Annotated in this window: 18 protein-coding genes; 10 read left to right on the top strand and 8 right to left on the bottom strand. The window is 42.7% G+C overall.

Going from position 1 to position 20,800, the window contains the following annotated elements:
* Positions 1 to 30 precede the first annotated feature (30 nt).
* The 6 genes from F8N35_RS06995 (at position 31) to F8N35_RS07020 (ending at position 8,240) form a co-directional block, all read left to right on the top strand.
* The gene (locus F8N35_RS06995; protein WP_293050701.1) at positions 31 to 1,284 is read left to right on the top strand and encodes an ABC transporter permease; all 1,254 of its coding nucleotides are present in this window, start codon (positions 31 to 33) and stop codon (positions 1,282 to 1,284) included.
* Between the two features lie 163 nt (positions 1,285 to 1,447).
* On the top strand, positions 1,448 to 2,695 hold the full coding sequence (locus F8N35_RS07000; protein WP_293050702.1) for an ABC transporter permease: 1,248 nt from the start codon (positions 1,448 to 1,450) through the stop codon (positions 2,693 to 2,695).
* Positions 2,696 to 2,771: 76 nt separating this feature from the next.
* Positions 2,772 to 3,908: an efflux RND transporter periplasmic adaptor subunit gene (locus F8N35_RS07005; RefSeq protein ID WP_293050703.1), complete on the top strand. Its 1,137-nt coding sequence runs from the start codon at positions 2,772 to 2,774 to the stop codon at positions 3,906 to 3,908.
* An 87-nt stretch (positions 3,909 to 3,995) separates the two neighbouring features.
* Positions 3,996 to 5,294: a TolC family protein gene (locus F8N35_RS07010; protein ID WP_293050704.1), complete on the top strand. Its 1,299-nt coding sequence runs from the start codon at positions 3,996 to 3,998 to the stop codon at positions 5,292 to 5,294.
* A gap of 145 nt (positions 5,295 to 5,439) precedes the next feature.
* Positions 5,440 to 6,804, top strand: coding sequence for a histidine--tRNA ligase (gene hisS, locus F8N35_RS07015; protein WP_293050705.1), 1,365 nt, complete (start codon positions 5,440 to 5,442; stop codon positions 6,802 to 6,804).
* Positions 6,805 to 6,941: 137 nt separating this feature from the next.
* The gene (locus F8N35_RS07020) at positions 6,942 to 8,240 is read left to right on the top strand and encodes a cytidylate kinase family protein (protein WP_293050706.1); all 1,299 of its coding nucleotides are present in this window, start codon (positions 6,942 to 6,944) and stop codon (positions 8,238 to 8,240) included.
* On the opposite strand, the gene F8N35_RS07025 is transcribed toward F8N35_RS07020, so the two are convergent.
* A complete protein-coding gene (locus tag F8N35_RS07025; RefSeq protein ID WP_293050707.1) occupies positions 8,237 to 8,869 on the bottom strand; it encodes an RloB family protein in 633 nt (210 codons plus the stop codon). The genes F8N35_RS07020 and F8N35_RS07025 overlap by 4 nt on opposite strands.
* A gap of 1 nt (position 8,870) precedes the next feature.
* Entirely contained in the window at positions 8,871 to 10,136 is a 1,266-nt protein-coding gene (locus F8N35_RS07030; RefSeq protein ID WP_293050708.1) for an ATP-binding protein, read from the bottom strand.
* A 289-nt stretch (positions 10,137 to 10,425) separates the two neighbouring features.
* Here F8N35_RS07030 and F8N35_RS07035 point away from each other — a divergent pair, with 289 nt between their 5' ends.
* The 4 genes from F8N35_RS07035 to F8N35_RS07050 all read left to right on the top strand — a co-directional run bounded on the left by F8N35_RS07035 (position 10,426) and on the right by F8N35_RS07050 (position 14,401).
* The gene (locus tag F8N35_RS07035; RefSeq protein WP_293050709.1) at positions 10,426 to 11,910 is read left to right on the top strand and encodes an alpha/beta hydrolase-fold protein; all 1,485 of its coding nucleotides are present in this window, start codon (positions 10,426 to 10,428) and stop codon (positions 11,908 to 11,910) included.
* A gap of 247 nt (positions 11,911 to 12,157) precedes the next feature.
* Positions 12,158 to 12,769: a hypothetical protein gene (locus tag F8N35_RS07040; RefSeq protein ID WP_293050710.1), complete on the top strand. Its 612-nt coding sequence runs from the start codon at positions 12,158 to 12,160 to the stop codon at positions 12,767 to 12,769.
* 42 nt (positions 12,770 to 12,811) lie between these two features.
* Entirely contained in the window at positions 12,812 to 14,233 is a 1,422-nt protein-coding gene (locus F8N35_RS07045; RefSeq protein WP_293050711.1) for an MBL fold metallo-hydrolase, read from the top strand.
* A 12-nt stretch (positions 14,234 to 14,245) separates the two neighbouring features.
* A complete protein-coding gene (locus F8N35_RS07050; RefSeq protein ID WP_293050712.1) occupies positions 14,246 to 14,401 on the top strand; it encodes a YqaE/Pmp3 family membrane protein in 156 nt (51 codons plus the stop codon).
* A gap of 106 nt (positions 14,402 to 14,507) precedes the next feature.
* Here the strand turns inward: F8N35_RS07050 and F8N35_RS07055 are convergent, their stop codons facing one another.
* From F8N35_RS07055 to F8N35_RS07080, 6 genes are all read right to left on the bottom strand, one after another.
* A complete protein-coding gene (locus tag F8N35_RS07055) occupies positions 14,508 to 15,161 on the bottom strand; it encodes a hypothetical protein (RefSeq protein ID WP_293050713.1) in 654 nt (217 codons plus the stop codon).
* A gap of 181 nt (positions 15,162 to 15,342) precedes the next feature.
* Positions 15,343 to 15,846, bottom strand: a complete 504-nt coding sequence (locus F8N35_RS07060) for an OmpH family outer membrane protein (protein WP_293050714.1) — start codon at positions 15,844 to 15,846, stop codon at positions 15,343 to 15,345.
* A 42-nt stretch (positions 15,847 to 15,888) separates the two neighbouring features.
* Positions 15,889 to 16,404, bottom strand: coding sequence for an OmpH family outer membrane protein (locus tag F8N35_RS07065; protein ID WP_068703423.1), 516 nt, complete (start codon positions 16,402 to 16,404; stop codon positions 15,889 to 15,891).
* Between the two features lie 39 nt (positions 16,405 to 16,443).
* The gene (gene bamA, locus F8N35_RS07070; RefSeq protein WP_293050715.1) at positions 16,444 to 19,095 is read right to left on the bottom strand and encodes an outer membrane protein assembly factor BamA; all 2,652 of its coding nucleotides are present in this window, start codon (positions 19,093 to 19,095) and stop codon (positions 16,444 to 16,446) included.
* Positions 19,096 to 19,134: 39 nt separating this feature from the next.
* On the bottom strand, positions 19,135 to 19,884 hold the full coding sequence (locus tag F8N35_RS07075) for an isoprenyl transferase (protein WP_293050716.1): 750 nt from the start codon (positions 19,882 to 19,884) through the stop codon (positions 19,135 to 19,137).
* Positions 19,885 to 19,906: 22 nt separating this feature from the next.
* Positions 19,907 to 20,605 (bottom strand): DUF6089 family protein, encoded by a 699-nt coding sequence (locus F8N35_RS07080; RefSeq protein ID WP_293050717.1) that lies wholly within the window; start codon positions 20,603 to 20,605, stop codon positions 19,907 to 19,909.
* Between the last annotated feature and the right edge of the window lie 195 nt (positions 20,606 to 20,800).

Raw genomic sequence — 20,800 nt, forward strand, 5'->3', positions numbered from 1 at the left:
TCAACCGGACACATCCACAATCTTCATTCGATGAATATACTTCAGGAAATATGGTCGAGTCTCCGACACAATAAACTACGCACCATGCTTACGGGCTTATCCGTTTCATGGGGCATCTTTATCCTGATTGTGCTGCTCGGTGCCGGTAACGGCTTAAGCAATGGAGTTCGCAGCAACTTCAATTCAAGAGCTACTAATTCCGTACAATTATGGTCGGGCAGATCTTCGATGCCTTATCACGGCTTAATGGCCAACCGCACGCTGGATTTTTCGGACAGACAGGTGAAAGACATTGACGAACAGTTGCGCGAACCGGAGAAAAAGAGCGGCATTATCGACAAACAATCGACAGTGACCTACGGAACAGAATATGGCAACTATTCACTGCGTGGCGTCGATCCCACCTATAAAGATATTTTCAATTTGAAATTCGACCCGGATGGTGGACGTTTTATCAATAAAAACGATTTGAAGGATCATAGCAAAGTGGTGGTTATCGACAAGAAAATAAAAGAGGTGCTTTTCAAGAAGGAACCGGCATTGGGTAAATACGTCAAAATCGGGTCGGTCATGTTTCGCATTATCGGTATCAATTCAAAGAAAGAGCAATATGGAAATCCTACCTGCTACATTCCTTTTACTACGGCACAACTGATTTACAACCCCAACCAAAAGTTCGGCAGCATCGCCATGACGGTAAACGGGCTGGATTCGAAAGCAGAAAACGACTCGTTCAACAAAAAACTGATTGGAGTAATGTCGCGCAGCCTCTATTTCGACCCAAAAGATGAACAGGCCATCTATATCCGCAACGCGCAACGCGATTATCTTCAAACGATGAAAATTTTCAGAGGCATCACGCTGTTTGTCTTTATTATCGGAATATTCACCCTCATTGCGGGTATTGTCGGCGTAAGCAATATTATGCTGGTATCGGTTAAAGAGCGTACCCGCGAAATCGGCATCCGCAAAGCAATAGGCGCTCCGCCGGGATCGATCCTGCGCTCCATCATCATCGAATCGATTCTGATTACCGGCATATTCGGATACCTCGGCATGGTTTTAGGCATCGGACTGACGGAATTGGTCAACTATATTATGGTGCAGACGGCAGCTCACAGCACCTCGGAAAACGACATGACTATATTTATGAATCCGACCGTGTCGCTGACCTACGTATTCATCTCGACCTTTATTCTGATTATTTCCGGTATCATTGCCGGATATATGCCGGCTCGCAGAGCCGTACGCATCAAGCCTATCGAGGCAATGCGTGAAGAATAAACTTCAATATGCGAATAAAAATTTGAAGATGTGGAGATTTGAGAATGTGAAAATTTGGAGATTTGAGGATAAGTTAATTGTAACCTCCTTCGCTTCTCTGATGCTTCGGTGGTTTCAGATTTCAATCGTAAATTGTAAATGATTAAATTGTAAATAAAAATTTATGTTTGATTTAGATCGCTGGCAAGAAATATGGTACACCATCAAGCACAACAAATCGCGAAGTGTGATGACGGCGTTCGGTGTATTCTGGGGCATGTTTATGCTCGTCTGTATGGTGGGTGCCGGTTCTGCGCTCAAAAACGGAATGGAATCGACCATCGACGGATTTGCCACAAACTCCTGTTTTGTCTACGATCAACAGACAACAGAACCCTACAAAGGCTTCAAAAAAGGGAGAAATTGGTCAATTCAAAACGAAGACATTCCGTTGTTACAGCAAGGAGTCCCCGAAATACAGTATCTGGCTCCCGTGCTTTTTGGCGGACAGGGTGCCAATAATGTAGTACGCAAGGATAAATCAGGAACGTTCAATATAAAAGGTAACTACCCGAGCTACAACAAAATAGAAGAGAACAAACTGATTTACGGACGTTACATCAACGATATCGACATTGCCGAAAAGCGGAAAACCTGTGTAATCGGCGAACGGGTAAGCGAGGTGTTGTTTGGCAAAAATGTCAACCCGGTAGGACAGAACGTGAAAGTGATGGGTATCTATTTTCAGGTGATCGGAGTAGCGCGCAGCATTTCGCAGGTAAACCTTGGTGGACGCGGCGAAGAATCGGTTGTATTGCCGTTTACCACCATGCAACAAGCCTTCAATATGGGCAACAAGGTGCACTTCATTGCCGCTACGGCCATACCCGGCGTTCGCGTAAAAGTGATTGAAGAGAAAATCAATCAGATTCTGAAAAAGCAGCACAATATCGCCCCCACGGATAAAGCTGCGATAGGCGGATTCAACATCGAAGAGCAGTTCACTATGTTCCTCTACCTTGGAATCGGCATCGCAGTACTCATCTGGATTGTGGGAGCAGGAACGCTGTTTGCCGGAGGTATCGGTGTAAGTAACATCATGCTGGTAACGGTTCGCGAACGAACCAAAGAGATCGGGATACGCCGCGCACTTGGAGCAACGCCCCGCACCATCATCCGCCAGATAATCAGCGAAAGCATCGTGCTCACACTGATAGCCGGTATTGCAGGACTAATGCTCGGCGTGGGACTACTGTCTTTGGTGGGTATGGTACTAAGTCAGTCTGACAGTTTCTTCCAGGAACCCCAAATCAGTTTTGCCGTGGCCATTGTATCGTTAGTGATACTGCTCGTTATCGGCATATTGGCCGGACTCGTTCCTGCCAACCGGGCCATGACTATCAAACCGATAGAGGCAATCCGGGAGGAGTAAAAACATTGTTGAATTGTGTAATCGTGTAATTGTTTAATCGCTTAATTGTAAAATTGTTCCAAATAATAGTTTTCCCATGAAAAAATTCTTCAAAATCTTTTTTTTAGTACTATTGGGCGTTATAGTACTCGGTACTTTTTTCTTTCTCTGGAAAAAATCGCAACCGGTAGTAAAGAAATATGAAATTGCCGAAGTAACGATAGGCAATATTGAAAAACGCATCGTGGCTACCGGTAAAATATCTCCGCGCAACGAAGTGTTGATCAAGCCGCAAATGTCGGGTATCATTGCCGAAATCTATAAGAAAGCGGGCGACAAAGTGAAGGTCGGCGATTTAATTGCCAAAATCAAAGTTATCCCCGACATGGTAAGCCTCAACAGCGCTGAATCGAGGGTAACACGGGCACAATTGGCCTACGACCAGTCGAAGAAAAATTACGACCGCGACTCCAAATTAATGAAAGAAAAGGTGATATCGAAAGAGGAGTTCGACAAAACCCGCTTGCAATACGAAAACGACAAAGAAGAGTTGGGTGCCGCCAAAGACAACCTTAGTCTGGTTCGCGACGGGATCACCAGCAGCAAATCGCAGGTGAGCAATACGCTGGTTCGCTCCACTATCAACGGTACGATTCTCGACATTCCGGTAAAAGTAGGAAATTCAGTGATTCAATCCAACAGTTTCAACGACGGAACGACAATTGCCACCGTAGCCAATATGAGCGACATGCTTTTTGTGGGAAAATTGGATGAAACGGAAGTGGGTAAATTGCAAACCGGCATGACAATGGACATTACCATCGGTGCCATGCAGGATCAGAAGCTGACCGCAACTTTGGAATATATCTCTCCGAAAGGAACTGAAGAGAACGGTGCTATTATGTTCGAGATGAAAGCAGCCCTCAAAATACCTTCTTCGGTATTCGTACGTGCCGGTTACAGTGCCAACGCAGAGATATTGCTCAACAAACTGAGCAACGTGCTGACTCTCCCCGAAAACTGCATCGAATTCAGCGGCGACACCTCTTATGTCTATGTATTGAAGACCAAAGAGCCACAGGCATTTGACAAAAAAGTAGTCAAAGTTGGCCTGTCCGATGGCATCAAAATCGAAGTAAAATCGGGGTTGAAAGCAAAGGATAAAGTACGCGGAGCCGAAATTTTAGCAAAGAAGAAAGAGCAAAAATCGGATGAAAAGTCGGACGATCGATAACCTGACAACCGGAGCATACTGTCCCTTGCAGCAAAAACAAGGCAGTCCTGCTCCGAAGTTACATCACTTCATTAACACACGCATCTCATGATAAAGAAAATTATTCTGATCGGTCTGATCTTCCTTCCATTGACCTCGTTTGCTCAAAAGGCGTGGACGTTGGAACAGTGTGTCGATACTGCCTGGAACAACAACCTGAAAATACGGCAGCAGCAAAACACGTCACAAAACCGCGAAATCAATTACCGGCAGGCACGACTCAACCTTCTGCCCAACCTCAACGGATCGATCGGTCAAAGTTTTATGTTTGGACGTTCGTTAACGGCGGCCAACACCTATGCAAGTTCCAACTCGAAACAAACTTCGTTTAACCTATCGAGCAACGTAACACTTTTCGACGGACTGCGAATGAAGTACAACATCGATGCACGCAAGGCCGACTGGATGGCATCCAAAGCTGATCTGGAAAAGATTCGCACAGACATCGCCCTGAGTGTGGCAACGGCATACATGCAGGTACTGCTCAACAAAGAGCTGCTGCAAATTGCCAACGATCAACTGGCGCTGACCAAAACAAAGATAGAACAACGCCAAGCTCTGGTCTCCAACGGTAAAATGGCCGAAGGCGAAATGTACGAATTGCAGGCGCAGGCAGCCAAAGAGGAGTTGAGCCGCACGCAGAACGAAAACGCGCTGAAACTGTCATTACTCGATTTGGCTCAAATCATGGAGATCGACAACTTCGAACAGCTGGATGTGGTGATACCGGAAAATCTTATAGACAAAAACGCCATGATTCTCTCGGCACAATCGATCTACGAGAGTGCTATCACCCATCGCCCCGAAATTAAAAGTGCCGAATATCGTCTATTGAGTGGATCGAAAGATGTGCTGGCCACCAAAGCAGAACTCTACCCTTCCCTGAGTTTGGGAGCCAATTCGGGCACCGGATATTACAACATGAGTCGTGCCAGCAACGATGCGTTCGGGAAACAATTGAAAAATAACCTCACGACATCCGTCGGACTAACTCTCTCCATTCCCATCTTCAATAAATTCGACGTACAAAACCGGGTGAAGATTGCGCAAAACAGTGTGGAGAACAGCAAACTCGACATCCAGAATACCAAACTGGATATGAAGAAATCGATTCAACAGGCCTACTACAATGCCCTGGCAGCACAAAGCCGCTGGGAAGCTGCTCAGAAATCGGAAATAGCCAGTCAGGAAGCATACCGTTTTGCCAACCAGAAATACGAAGCCGGACGGGCATCGGTCTACGAACTCTATCAGGCCAAAAGCAACCTTACACAGGTACTTTCAGAGAAAACACAGGCCAAATACGAATATGCCTTCCGCGTAAAAATTCTGGAATTGCTGAAATGATTTTATAAGTCTTCAGTAGACAGTACGCAGTACTCAGTAAATCTGACTCAACAGTTTTTTACTGAGTACTGAAGACTGTGTACTGCTTACTTTACGCTTGCTTCGCTTCGCCTTTTTACCTACCTTTGCGGAAAATTTTACAGCGATGCAAAAACCCTCCATACCCAAAGGAACGCGCGACTTTTCGCCCGAAGAGATGGCGAACCGCAACTATATTTTCAATACCATTAAGTCTGTTTTTCAACTCTATGGCTTTCGCCAGATCGAGACTCCTGCACAGGAAAATCTTTCGACCCTGATGGGAAAATACGGCGAAGAGGGCGACAAGCTTTTGTTCAAAATATTGAATTCGGGCGATTTTGCCGGTGGCGTTGCCGATGAAGAATGGGCGGCTAAGAACAGCGTGAAGCTCACATCAAAGATTTCCGAAAAGGGACTTCGTTACGACCTCACCGTTCCTTTTGCCCGTTACGTGGTGCAACACCGCGACCAGATCACCTTTCCTTTCAAACGTTATCAGATTCAGCCGGTATGGCGTGCCGATCGTCCGCAAAAAGGGCGTTATCGTGAGTTCTATCAGTGCGATGCCGACGTGGTGGGCAGCAATTCGCTGGTGAACGAAGCCGAACTGCTGCAAATGATCGACGAGGTTTTTCATCGTCTGAACATTAACGTTACCATTAAACTCAACAACCGCAAAATATTGGCTGGTATTGCCGAAATCATTGGACAGTCCGACAAGATTGTCGACATCACCGTGGCCATCGACAAACTGGATAAGATCGGACTCAACAACGTCAATGCCGAACTGATCGAGAAAGGCATTCCGCAGGATGCAATCGACCGCCTGCAACCGGTACTGCTGCTTCAGGGTAGCAACGCCGAAAAGCTGAACACGCTGAAAACCGTGTTGGCAGCTTCGGAAACAGGTCTGAAAGGTGTCGAAGAACTGGAAACCATCTTCGATCTGGTATCGCTGACCCAAATTGCCACTACCATCGAACTCGACCTGACGCTGGCTCGCGGTCTCAACTACTATACCGGTGCCATCATCGAAGTGAAGGCAAATGACGTACAGATCGGAAGCATCAGCGGTGGCGGTCGTTACGACAACCTGACCGGCGTATTCGGTATGGACGGCGTTTCGGGCGTGGGCATCTCCTTCGGTGCCGATCGTATCTACGACGTACTCAACCAGCTGAACGGCTTCCCGGCTATGTCGGAAGAGAATACCCGCCTGTTGTTTATCAACTTTGGAGACAAAGAGCAACGCTTCTGTCTGCCGTTGCTCAAAGCTGTACGTTCAGCCGGTATCAATGCCGAAATTTTCCCCGAAGCGGCAAAAATCAAAAAACAGATGAGCTATGCCGACGGCAAAAAGATCCCGTTCGTGGCCATTGTCGGCGAAAATGAAATGAACGCCAATGCCGTTATGCTCAAAAACATGACGAGCGGCGAACAGCAATTGGTTCCGGTCGACGAGCTGACCGACAAGATCAACGCTCAGTAAAATACAGAGAAAGGATAACGAAGGTTATCCTTTTTTTATATCACAAGATGATTTTACCATTAAGGTATTTAGATAATTGAGAACACGACTTCATGTTTCTTAATTTCTTAATGGTTTCAAATATGAATTGGTTGAAGATGAAGCAAAAAGGATTGGTAAAAAGATGTGTGTTGTTAGTGGCCGGGCTATTTATTATGGCTCTCGGGGTAGTGTTGTCCGTAAAGGCAAACTTAGGTACGTCGCCCATCTCCGCCCCACCCTACGTCTACAGTCAGGCCTTCCCGCTCACCATGGGAACTACTACCATCATTATGAATCTGGGCATCATCTTGCTTCAAATCATTCTACTGCGCAAACGATACGAATGGATTCAGCTTACCCAGATCATTGCTGTCTCTGTTTTTGGTCTGTTCATTGATCTTACCATGCCTCTGGTGGCATGGATACACTCCTCCAACTATGTTATACAATGGCTCCTTTGTCTTTTAAGTTGCATTGTACTGGCATTCGGAGTCTTTCTGGAAGTCAAAGCCAAAGTGACTTACCTTGCCGGCGAAGGTCTGGCTCTTGCGATCACCAAAGTGTCTCGGTTAGAATTTGGCAAAGCGAAAGTAAGTGTCGATTGCTCGCTGGTCATCCTGGGCGTTGGCAGCTCGCTTTTGCTGCTGCATCGACTGGATGGAGTACGCGAAGGCACGGTGGCGGCAGCGCTCCTGGTGGGTACCATCGTCCGTTTTTATGCCAAAAACCTCTCGTTTGTTGACAAATGGTTGGGCAATAAACCGGCTGTGAAAGCAATAGCTCCTGTCGTAACAGTTCCCGAACAAAAACAGCAGCTCGTCATCACCATTGCCCGCGAATACGGCAGCGGCGGACACGAGATTGGCGAAATTCTGGCCAAGCGATTGGGTATTGCATTTTACGACAGCAAACTGATTGACCTTACTGCACTCGAAGGCGGATTCACGCCGGAATACGTAAAGGAGCACGAACAAAAGCTGGCCAATACGCTGCTCTACGACCTGTACGAACAGAACTACGCTTACGTCAACGAAGAGATGCCGCCGCTTGACAGCCTGTTTATGGTACAAAGCAAGGTGATTCGTGACATTGCCGAACACGAAGCCTGCGTAATTGTAGGTCGTTGCGCCGACTTTATTCTCAAGAGTCAGTCCACTTTCAATATCTTTGTCCACGCCGGCAAAGAGTTCCGTATCGACCGCATTATCCACAACTACCACATTGCACCCGAACTGGCCGAAAAAGAGCTGGAACGCAAAGACCGTGAACGCATCAACTATTGCCGTCACTACACCCACAAAACCTGGGGCGACGCGGCGAATTACCACCTCACCGTCGACAGTTCACTCTTCGGCACCGAAGCCTGCGCAGACCTCATTATTCAGGCGTTGGAGCAATGGGAAGGCAACAGTTAATCTGCAAGCATCTTGAAGAAATTACTCATTTCGCTATAGGTGTACTCCCGGTTATCTTCTTCTTTAGTTTGTAATGATTTAGCAGCATTGATCTTTGCCTTATCGAAGTCTCCTCCATGTTTGAGTAGAAGCCGATGAAGCCCTCCTTTGGTTGACAGAAAGAATTTCTCTGTTTTCTGATACCCGCAAAGGGTATTCAACTCTTTTGTGAGAACATCAGATGTAGGATATAGCGCCGTAGTATATTTGAAATGGTATAAAAACCATAATTCGAGACAACGTTCATTTTCAAAGAAGATAATTTTGCATTTGATACCTTCTTTGGGTTTGGATACTGTTTGATTGTGGTACTTCTCTTTCAGTCGGATATAGTGTGTTTTATTTTTTCCTTCCCCCTTGTTATCCATATCAATCAGACAATACACATGAGAATAACCAGCGGCAATACATTTCTCAATTTCTTCTTTGAGATATTGCATACCGGTCGAATGCTTCGGCAATTTAGGTTCGATTTGTGCTCCTATAACCCCTTTAAGCGACAGTAAATAATATTGTTCTGTTATTCCTTCTCCAATTACAGCAATCGATTTGGAATGTTTTTGTCCTCGGGTTGCAATCTTTCGTGTCATATCATTGCTCTATAAAGATAGAACCTAAACTGGGTTTTGCCCCTAACCGTCCCGACTTGTATGCCTTATAGAGTGACAGGTTTTTGTGTAATCCAAATTCAGCGGCAGAATAGAGCTCCGTAGCTCCCGTATCATTTGATTTTTCGGTAAACCAAACCATATCACGGCGAACAAACTCCTCATCAAGCAGCATCTGATCATGGGTAGTAAAAATAATTTGAGATGCATTGGTATTCATCATAAACAGACTCAAGTAGTGAAGCAAAAGATCGTAATGAATGCCTCTTTCTATCTCATCGAAGATATAAATATGATTTTCAATTGTCATATTATACAATCGCTCTAAAAGAGGTATATACTTTCGAGTTCCGTTTGATTCCAATCTTACACTTAGAGCAAAATCCCCATCGTTTGTATGATGTGTAAACTCTAAATCCATTTTTTTTTCTTTCAGCAAATCTGTTTTAATAGAATCTGGAATACTATCATCATTTTTAATACGTTCTTTAATCTCAGTTGGAATTTCATTCGGAATTTCCTTTATTTCTAAATTAGAAATATTAAAATCAGCTTTACATAATGCTGTAAGGACAAATTTTTTCTTAATATCATTACTAAGAATATTTTCTGCTATATCCAATATGCTTAAATCCTCGTCTTCTTCATGAACATATTTTTTTATCCACGTGTGCACAACATTGAATGGCTTTGCATCAACAGAAATTTTAGCATAAGTAGACAACACTGTATGATTATTTAATGTGTTATCAATAAATGCTCTTTTTGCTTTTGCAGACAATTGTAATAGATCGCCAAATTTAATCTTAGGCGCTACACTTTCATTTACAAACTCACGAACATAGAATGTTGACATGATTCCATTAGGAGCAAAGCTGAATATCTCATTTAAAACATATGAGTCATTAAACGCTACTTTATATTCATATTTTACAGAATCAATATAAAATTGAATAGCAAAGATTGTTGGTTTGTCTTTATCCAAGGCAAAAGGTTCATACAAAATTTGCCTATTCTTATCTAGCATTGGAGCAAACAGCATTCTCCAAAGGCTCTCTAATGCAATCAAAATATTTGTCTTCCCAGAAGCATTAGCTCCATAAAGAACAGCCATCTTCAATAATCGCAAATTCGGTTTTACCTCATATGTCAAATATTCCAGGGAAGTAGTATCTTTGGTTGCCTCAAAAGAGAGTGTCTGTTCATCTCTAATGGACATGAAATTTTTGACTCTAAACTCCTGAATCATGATTTGAAAGATTAAATTGGTAATTTTTCTACAAATATAGGGCAAAAATAACAATTAATATCTATTCGAAGAAAAAAATTGAACAACCTTCATTTTTTCGAACACAACACTCTCTTTCTGTTTGTCGGCTCGAAGCGTTACATTGCGCAAAATGTAAATTATTCTCATATTTTCAAGGTGTTACTGAAAGGAAAATATATATTTGCAGAGAAAGAACAATCGAATCTGTTATAAAGATTACTGTTATCTTTTATTTCAGGTCTCTTATCTTGATTCTAAAAATACTTCCATGAAAAAACTCACTCTACTTTGTCTGGCCGGAATGCTCTTTTCGGCAGTGGCATCGGCTCAGGTGCCTGCACTCAGTGACCTGAAAACGGAACCGGTAACGGTAACCACCGGCTACTCGCTGAAATTTCACTCGAACATTCTCAACGAAGATCGCACCGTTATGATCGCCCTGCCGGAGGGCTACGAGAAGAGTACGAAGAAATACCCGGTGCTCTATATGCTCGATGCACAGTGGAACTTCAACCATACGGCTCAAAACCTCGGCTGGCTCTCCAATTCCGACATCAAGAGCATTCCGCAAACCATCGTGGTGGGCCTTGCAACCGGTGGCGACAGGCGCGAACACGACCTCACCCCCACGCCGGGCAACGGCCACAAGGGTGGCGGTGCCGACAGCCTCTACCGCTTTATCAAAGAGGAGCTGATGCCGTTTGTAGAGAAAAACTACCGTACCTACAACTACCGGATTCTGGGTGGTGTGTCGTACGGAGGCCTGTTTGTGATGAACGCCTTTGTCAAAGATCCGCTATATTTCAATGCTTATTTATCTCTCAGTCCGAGTATGTGGTGGGAAAACAATATCATGCTGGACAAAACGAAGGAGCTGCTTACCAAATCACCCGAGTTCCCCACGCGCCTCTACCTGACCATGGCTAACGAAGGATTGTCGATGGGTGTCGATTCGCTGGACGCACTACTAAAGAAGTATGCTCCAAAAAACTTTGCCTGGAAATTCGACAAACACCCCGACGAGGTACACAATACCATCCACTTCAAAGGCATCTGGGACGGCATGAAATTTCTGCTGGCCGACTGGCATTACCCCTTTATCGATTTCGGAACAAAGGAGAAGCCGTTTTCGGTTCCCAATACAACGGGATCTGCCTCGGGTACTCCTAAAGCTGTAAAGCTACCGGCTACGGTTATTGCCGGTTGCACTGGTGTCTATCTTGATTCGTTCGGCAGACTGTTGTCGCTGACAAAGGCCGACAACACGTTGCAACTGTCGAACGAACAGCTACCACCGCTTTCTCTCTACCCCGAAGCTTCGGGCAAGTTCTTTCTCCCTATCAATACTGCGCTTGAAGAGCTTCATTTGAAAAATGCACTGATACGTTTTGATTTCACGAAAAACGACTCGCTGATTGTGACGACAAACGGCAAAATTGAGTTCACGGCCAAAAAATTGACGCATCTTCCGCTTGTAGCATTATCCGACAAGGTCTTGCAAGAGTTTGTGGGAGCATACACCTCTTCGGTGCCCAACAATAACTTTCGGATCGAGAAGAAAGAACATTCGTTGCTGCTGTTTGTTGATACCACACCGTTCACTTTATACCCAATGAGCGCCAATAAACTCTTTGTTTTTGTCAAGGGAACGGGATTGGATCTGGAATTTTTGAAAGACGCATCGACCAACACAACCAAAATAAACGTAGCCAAAGACGGTAAAGTGATGATGGAAGCAAAAAAGACGAATTGATCCGACTGTTCAATTTCTTTTGAAAACGGCCTCCATGTTGTATAACAATAGTCCCGGGGCAATATTTTCATCTATCTTTTCGTAGCTTTGCCTGTATAGCATTCTATAAACCTGCCGTGCCTATGGCACTATGATTACAAACATTATTCTGTTTGTATTTACAGATTAATCCCGATAGGGATGGCATGTTTATAGCTGTAATACACAGAACTAATTCCAAGTCCCGTAGGGACGAAACGGTATACAAATGCGGAAATTTCTCTTCATTTTTTTAAGTTTGGTAATGCTCATTTCCTGTGGGAAAACCAAACCAATAGAGCAAATAAATGAATTTGTTTTGTTTGCATATCCGGGCTTCAACTATCAAGATAGCGATCGTATAGTACTGGATTCTACATCCCTTAATATCAGAAAATACTTTGAGTTAAGCAGAAATAATTTTATCTGTATTGCTAATGCGAAGGATTATAAAAGTAAGCCCCAAAAGTATGTTGAAAGTAATAAAGCAGATACTTTGGGGCTGGATAGATTACTAAATCGAGTTCTTCTTTCAAAACACTATCGCCACGAATACTACCCGAAATCGGATAGTTGGTACGAAGGTTTTACATATACTATATATTATCGGACGTCTTCAAATAATGAATTTACAATAAGTTATTACCCGGATTATTTACCGGACAGTCTCAAAGCATTGCACAATTATATCATTAACGTAATCTCATATTATAGAACACCGCGTAACGATCAATTCCAATTTCATACTATCACAAAAAGTGTGGCTGGTGATCTTTGGAAAAAGCATAAACCTGCGGTGGCACAAAGCAAGATTGAAGAAGTTAAATTTGAATTGAGGTAAAATATAATACATCAACCCTTAACGCGCATAAACACTCATCCTATGAAAATAAAATTTATCGGCGCTGCACGCGAAGTAACCGGCAGCAAGCATTTGATAACAACAAAAGAGGGCAAGAAAATCCTGCTCGACTGCGGAATGTTTCAGGGCAAGGGAATGGAAACCGATGCCATGAACCGTAACCTCGGATTCGACCCGGCAGAGATCGACCACATCATCCTGACTCACGCCCATATCGACCACTCGGGACTGATTCCCTACATGTACAACAACGGCTTCGAAGGTTCGGTGATCTGCACCAATGCCACCCGCGACCTCTGTGCCATTATGCTCTCCGACAGCGGCCACATTCAGGAGCTCGATGTGAAATGGTACAACAAAAAGCTGGCAAAAAAGGGTTTGCCACCCGTGCATCCCATCTATAACGACAAAGATGCCGAAGAGTGTATGAAACTCTTTATCGGAGTGGCCTACAATCGACGCTTCTATTTCAACGACAAAAAGAGCCACAACGGCATCAACGTGAAGTTCACCAATACCGGTCACATGCTGGGCAGTTCGGTAGTGAACCTCGAAATCAAAGAGGGCGATAAAACCATCCGGTTAGCTTATACCGGAGATATCGGACGTCCGCGCAACCGTATCATCCAACCGCCTGCACCCTTTCCACAATGCGATTACCTGATTACCGAATCGACCTACGGCGACCGTCTACACCAGGCTGATAAAGAATCGGAAGAAGATTTGCTGCGCATCATTACCGAGACCTGCGTCGACAAAGGAGGCAAGCTTATTATTCCTTCGTTCTCCATCGGGCGTACTCAGGAGATTGTCTTTGTGCTCAACAACCTTTACAACGATGGCCGATTGCCCAAAATAGACATCTTCGTTGACAGTCCACTGTCGGTCAACGCCACCGACGTGTTCCGCATGCATACCGAATGCATGAACGAACATGTAAAAGAGGTGCTGAAATACGATCCCGATCCGTTCGGATTCAATACCCTGCATTACATCAAAAATGTGGACGACTCCAAAAAGCTCAACGATTACAAGAAACCCTGCGTTATTATCTCTTCGTCGGGCATGATGGAAGCCGGGCGCATCAAGCATCACGTGGCCAATAACATCTCCGACCCAAAGAACACTTTGCTTATTGTGGGTTACTGTTCGCCTACCTCTTTGGGTGCGCGCATCCAGCAACCGGGGTTGAAAGAGATCTCCATTTTCGGAGAAATGCATCCCCTTAACGCTAAAATTGAAAAGATAGAAGCCTTCTCCGGCCACGGCGATTACAATGAAATGAAAGAGTTTCTTCATTGTCAGGATACGGCCCAATTAAAGAAAACCTTCCTGGTTCACGGCGAGTACAAAACACAACAGACCTACCGTGATATTCTCAACAAAGATGGTTTTTCTAACATCGAAATTCCGGCTCCGGGAGAGGAATTTGAACTATCGTAAACAGGGGAAAATATGAGTTTATTCAGAGTTATTCTTGCAATTATTTTCCCTCCGCTTTCGGTACTTGATAAAGGCTGCGGCAGCTTTCTTATTATCCTGCTTCTCACTCTTTGCGGGTGGGTTCCGGGAGTAATCGGAGCATTGATTATTCTCAACAAACGGAAATAAACGGAAATAAACGCATATACCGTAACGCGGAAAACGGGATAAACAATTATACATTGGTATTTTTGTTTATCCCGTTTCTATTATGCATCATTTTATCTTTTATGCTTTATCTGGCAGCATAAAGCAATATAGCTTCTCCATCGTGATCTCCCGTCGTTATCCATCGTGTATTTATCCGGTTTTCGAGATTACATTCTCCTATAATCCGATAGATATGACCGCGCCCGAGTTTTTCGCAGAAATCGTTTCTGGCAATGGTAAACGATTGGTAAACATGGTGAGCTCTGCTAAAAAACCGGAATGCTTCACGGCTGAAAGCCCCAACAAAGATATATTTGCCGTCGAAATATTCCGGTCCCATTATTCGTCCATGATTGTTGGGAAACAAAAAATTACGATCGGAAAGCGCCCTTCTGTGTTCGTCCGGCAGCTGGCTTAACCGACAAGTGTCTATCCTTGCGTAATATCCGGAAGAATGCCCTTCACGATCTGTGTAGCCTTCTTTCTGACATGCTATCATCAGCTTGCGGATTGCTTCCGCCCTGGTTTTAGCGAATGCATCAATGATTACGACATTAATAGGTTCGATAAGTTCCTTATTTTGGAATCTGGTACCTAACCAGTCTGCCGGTTTGCCATTGCTTCTTTCCATCCACTTACCAATATCGGGCAGTTTAAGCTCTTTCAAGGTATTTGGCTGAGAATTGGAAACACAGAAAGAGAGCAATAACAAAGCAAAAAGAATCAAGAATTTAAGCATAGAGCAAAAAAATAACGAATCATATACATTATCAGTTAAGTCATTGCAAATATCCGTTAGTTTTTAGCAATTTGTATTCCCCTTCTCAAAAAAACAACAAAAAAGCATCCTGTCCCGGCCAGTAACAAAAAAAGCCTGCAACTCGACCGAGTGCAGGCATTTATATTTTAGAAGAAATCTATTATTTGATATTCAATTTCTTTTTAACCAAAGGCAGAACATCTACACTCTGATCTGAATGATAAAGAATTGCAGGAACCTGCAAGTCGAATATGTAAATAAAGCCGTTTTCAAGACCAACGTCGTTGATAGCTTTCTTAATTTTATCAACAATAGGCTGAACTAATTCTTGTTGTTTTTTTTGCAGGTCGGTTTGAGCTGTCTGGTTCAAAGTACTGATACGTTGTTCCATTTCCACAATCTCACTCTGACGAGCTTGCAAGATAGATTGAGGCATGCTATCTTTTTTGTCCACAAATTCTTTTACTCTTTTGTTATACTCGTCACGCATTTTGTTAATCTCATTTTCATAATTTGTAGCGAGATCCTGAAGAGTTTTTTCTACAGTTGCTTTTTCTGGCATTGCATTATACACATCCTGAGAATTGACATGGCCAAATTTATTTTGAGCAAAAGCCATAATAGGTGCAACGCACAAAACCAGCACAATAATTTTCTTAAGCATAAGTTGATGTTTTAATGATAAAATTTTCGCAAAAATAGGGATTTATTTTGAATATCCAAGTTTAACTAGCACTTCATCGCTTATGTCTATTTTAGGCGATGAGAAGATAATATTCATAGATGAAGACTTATCCAGAATCAGTTGGTAGCCTTTATCATTTGAAATGGTTTGAATCGCATTATAGACTTCGTCCTGAATAGGTTTCATAAGACTTTGTCTTTTCTTGTAGAGTTCTCCTTCCGGACCAAAATACTGGCGTTTCAAATCCTGAGCAGCCTTTTCTTTTTCTACAATTTCGTTTTCTCTTTTAGTCTTCATCTCAGGCGACATAAACACAACTTCTGTCTGATATGTCTTGTAGAGATTTTGTACCACCTGCATCTTTGCCTCCACTTCCGCCTGCCATTTTTTTGACACCTGGTTTAGCTGCTCATTTGCCGATTCATAGGCTGGCACATGCTTCATGATATATTCCATGTCTACTATAGCAAATTTCTGAGCGTGAGAAAAGCTGAAGGCTCCCATCAAAAACACGAACAAAATAATAAGCTTTTTCATAGTCTTCTGATTTTAGTTGCACATTCAAAAATCTATATTTTAGAACTCTTGTCCGATAATAAAGTGGAAGTGGCTTCCACCATATGAAGTACTGCCGTTAATCTTGTCAAAACCATATGCCCAGTCAATACCCAGCAATCCGAACATTGGAAGGAAGATACGAACACCGACACCAGCCGATCTCTTCAAATCGAAAGGATTGAATTCTTTGCCGGTGCTCCAGCAGTTTCCTGCATCAACAAATGCAAGAGCATAGATATTGGTCGTTTGTTCCAATACCAACGGATATCGTAATTCAGCCCCAACCCTTGTATATACATAACCTATCTGAGCACTTTGTAAAGCTCCATTTCTATAATAAGATGCAGTTGGTGTCAATGAACCGTTTTCATAACCACGCAAACCAATAGTCTCTGTTCCGTAAGTGGTATAACCAGTCATACCGTCACCACCCATGTAGAATGTTTCAAATGGAGAACGTTTGTACTTGTTATAATAACCAAGGTATCCATATTCAGTTCTCCCCATCAACACAAATGTACGATTGGCATTGGAAAGAGGAATGAAGAATTTACCTTTGAATTTCAGTTTATAGAATTCAACCATATTGTATCGATCCTGATCACTCATCGTTGCTGAGTAGTCTTTATGATCAAAAGAAGAATACGGCGGAGTAAACTGGCCTGATAAAGTAAACGTTGAGCCTTGACGTGTATAGATCGGATTGTCTGTTGAGTTACGGCTTAAAATTACGTTCAGACTGGCAAGGTTAGCTATACCATCAGACATCAGGAAGTAGCTCCAGTTCTTCAATGAATAGCGCTGATATTCAAGTCCAAGATTTAACTGAAAATAATCATCGGGCCATTGTAAACGCTTACCCCAGCTTGCAGAAATACCAAAGGTATGAATATATTTATCCGGGTCTGCTTCATAGGCATAGCTGTTGCCATAATTACTTCCATAGCCGCCGTAGCCACCGTACCCGCCATAACCACTGGAATATGAATTATAATAATTACCCAGATAGCTTGAATAACGGTTGCTAACACCAGTCTGGATAGAATAATATGCTGATAGGGACAGCGAATTAGGACGTTTACCGCCTAACCATGGTTCAACAAAAGAAACGCTATACGATTGATAGTAGCTACCGTTAGTCTGGCCTGATATAGAAAAAGTCTGACCTTCACCCTCTGGCACGAAACGATAAGTTGACGGTTTGAATAAATTTTGAATAGCGAAATTACTGAACTTCAGACCCAGACTACCAACCACCCCGGTTTGTCCCCATCCTGCAGAGAATTCAATCTGGTCATTCGATTTTGAAACCAAAGGCCAACTGATATCAACATTGCCTTCTTCAGGATTAGGTTGTACATCCGGCATCAGTTTTTCCTGCTCGAAGTTACCCAATTGAGCCAACTCGCGCATGGTACGCATCAAATCCGATTCACTGTAGTATTGTCCGGGGACAACATACATTTCACGGCGAATCACATGCTCGTATACGTGGGTATTTCCGCTTATCTTAACTTCATTGATTGTAGCCGGTTTTCCTTCATAAAGACGCATTTCAAAGTCAATAGAGTCATTCGCTGTATTAACTTCAACCGGGTCTACATTCATAAAGAGATATCCTTTATTCTTGTAGAATTTTCCAACGGCATCTTCATCGCTGGACAAACGTTTGTTCAATAATTTGGCATTGTATGTATCGCCCTTTTTGATACCCAACACCATACTCAAATATTCACTCGGGTAAATCGTATTTCCTACCCAAGAAATATTACGTATATAATATTTTTTACCTTCGTCCACTTTAAGGTAAACATTGACACTCTGATCGTCATAACGGGCTACGCTATCCCAGACTACGGCTGCATCACGAAAACCTTTTTCATTGTACCGTTCAACGATAAGATTCTTATCTGCGGTGAAGTTTTCATCCACAAATCTTTTAGTTTTGAACAGGTTAACCAATTTTGGCTCGTTGGTTTTTTTCATTGCGCCTACCACCTGATTGAACGATAAAGCCTGATTTCCTTCAAGAAAAATTTCATGAACTTTCACCTTCCGGCCCGGATCGACATCAATGTCAACCGTCACCATTCCTTTTTGAAGCGTATCATTTTTTTGAACGACAGAAACCGTTGCATAACGAAAACCCTTATCATTCAAATATTTCTTTATTACGGTCACCGCTTTGTCTTTCAAGTCAGGAGTCAACTGACTACCTTTAACCATTCCGATTTTAGGATCAACATCTTCGATATACGATTTCTTGAGTCCTGTATAATTAATTTTGGAAATGCGTGGACGTTGCTGAACAACAATTTCTATCCAGACTTTATTACCTTCAATCTTAGATGCTAAAACCTTTACATCTGAAAAGAAACCCTGTTTCCAAAAACGTTTTAAGGCACCGGTCAGTTCGTCCCCGGGCACTTTCACTTTTTGGCCTACAGTAAGACCTGAGAATCCTACCAATACATAATCTTCATACATCGAAGAACCCGAAATTTTAATTCCGGCAATTTCGTATTCTCTGGGATTCTGTGAATAATAAATATTCGGGATAAATGCTTTAACTGTATCTTTTGCGGTTTGCTGACTTGTTGCAGGTTGTTGAGCAAAAGCTGTTACGGATAAAATCAGGGAAGTGAACGCGAATAATGTTCGTTTTAACATATGCTTTTTAGATGAAGTATGCGTAAGTAAAATAATCTATCAATCTGTTTTCAGTTGAAGTCCAGTCTTTCCGAAACGACGTTCACGGCTTTGATAATCACAGATTGCTTCATAAAATTGTTCTTTGTCAAAATCAGGCCAAAGCGTATTCGTGAAGTAAAGTTCGGAATAGGCTAATTGCCACAGTAAAAAATTACTAATGCGCATTTCGCCACTGGTACGAATCAACAAATCAGGGTCCGGTATGCCTTTGGTTGTAAGATAACTGTCAAACATCTTATCATCAAGGTCTTCAGGCTTTGCCTTGCCGGACTGCACATCCTGACAAAATAATTTTACCGCATTAATTATCTCCCATCTTGCAGAATAACTCAGGGCTAATACCAAGGTTAAACCTGTATTTTGTGCAGTAATCTCAATACTATTTTTCAATCTTCGTTGTGCATCTTCAGGCAAACGGTTATGATCCCCGATTGACACTAAACGCACATTGTTTTTATGTAGATCGGGTGTCTCTTTTTCAATAGTTACTGCGAACAATTCCATTAGAGCTTTTATTTCATCCTCCGGCCTGTTCCAGTTTTCAGTCGAAAATGTATATAATGTCAAATACTCAACACCGAGTTCAGAGGCTGCTGCGGTCACATCGCGCACAGCACCAATTGCACTTTGGTGTCCAAAAGCACGAGCCATACCCTGTTGCATTGCCCATCGTCCGTTTCCGTCCATTATAATGGCTACATGTCTCGGTACACGGGCTCTGTCTATTGTATCTAAAAATGAACTCATGTTTGTGTTATCTAATTAATAATCAGTATCCTTTTAAGAAACCTGATCTACATTCACATTTCTGTGTATAAATTGCAAAGGTGACTGCAATTGTCAGTGTCGAATAAAAATCGTTATTAAATGACATATTTTGATTCAACAAATACGGATTATTGAGTTCCGCAACTCCTTCCAGCCTATCGGACAAAGCTTTATTAATTGTCCACTCTACATTCAAATCCACTCTACTGCTCAACTTCAACTTCCCTCCTACTCCACAACTTAATACCACTGCCCGTGCAGGAAAAATTGGTTCGGTGAGCAAGGTTGCATTCTTCTTTTGTTTACTGCAGGCAATGAATCCAACACCTCCTAATATGTAAGGAGTTACTATCGAACTTTCAATGTTGTAATCAGATCGCTCATACGGAAAAAAGTTAAACTCACCCTGTATGGTTGCAAATAAATAATTGTGATTAAATGCAACCTGATACGTATCCGAATAACCTTTTATTCCACTGAAAGACAATGCGCTCTTTAGCGCTAATCTGTTATTTAATGGATAACGGACTAACCCGCCAATAACGCTTCTGTTATAAGCAAACAATTTCTGATTGGCATCGCCAAGGTAAAATGATGTACCTGCAAGAGGACCTACCTCTATAGTATGTTCAAAATCCTGACAATACGCCAATTGAGTGACACCTAACAGTCCCATCCAAAAAATCAATTTTCGAATCATGTGACTTGCTTTTAGTATTTCACTTCAATAACGTAAAAATGCCCGTCCAAGTATTATTTCAATAAAAATTGCCCACAAAAGTAGCAAATATCTTTCTATCAAAACAGGTGCTCTTTTCTTTTGCCCTGATATTTAACATAAAATCACAAAGAAAAAAATATCCTGTTTGCGCAGCTTTATGGCCTCACTGCTTTT

The organism is Paludibacter sp. (genome assembly GCF_009712605.1).
Lineage (GTDB): Bacteria > Bacteroidota > Bacteroidia > Bacteroidales > Paludibacteraceae > Microbacter.